Here is a 623-nt window from a genome sequence, read left to right on the forward strand (position 1 = left end):
CCACTCTGCTGACCGGCGGTTACAAAGTAACAGATAATGGTCTTCAAAATGGTAACTTCGTTGCCCCAACCGTATTTATCGACTGTGACGATAGCATGAGCCACGTACAGCAAGAGATCTTTGGTCCTGTAATGTCCGTGCTTAAATTCAGCGACGAAGCTGAAGTTATCGAACGCGCTAATGATACGGATTATGGCCTAGCTGCTGGTGTCTTCACTCAGAATCTCTCTCGCGCTCATCGCGTTATTCACAAAATTCAGGCAGGTGTCTGCTGGGTTAATGCTTGGGGTGACTCTCCGGCAGAAATGCCAGTTGGTGGCTATAAGCAATCCGGTATTGGCCGTGAGAACGGCGTCGAAACACTGAAGCACTACACGCAAACTAAGAGCGTGTTGGTTCAGCTTAGCGACTTCGAAAGCCCTTATCTCTAAACACTCCTAGGAGAAACAAAATGAAACAACACTACGATAATATTATCGTCGGTGCGGGTTCGGCCGGCTGTGTGTTAGCGGATCGCTTGACTGAGAGCGGCCAGCACTCAGTATTATTACTGGAAGCGGGTGGTACGGATAAGAGCATTTTTATCCAAATGCCAACAGCACTTTCGTACCCAATGAATACTG

General features: G+C 48.0%; 2 protein-coding genes. Both read left to right on the forward strand.

All coding sequences use genetic code 11. From position 1 onward, the window contains the following. Positions 1-431, forward strand: a 431-nt coding sequence (locus R8O11_RS28980) for an aldehyde dehydrogenase family protein (RefSeq protein WP_318195092.1), incomplete at its 5' end; no start/stop codon positions are given. Positions 432-451: 20 nt separating this feature from the next. Next, positions 452-623 (forward strand): NAD(P)-binding protein (locus R8O11_RS28985; RefSeq protein WP_318195093.1); only part of this gene is annotated, 172 nt, incomplete at its 3' end.

It is taken from the genome of Vibrio sp. 1288 (assembly GCF_033344475.1).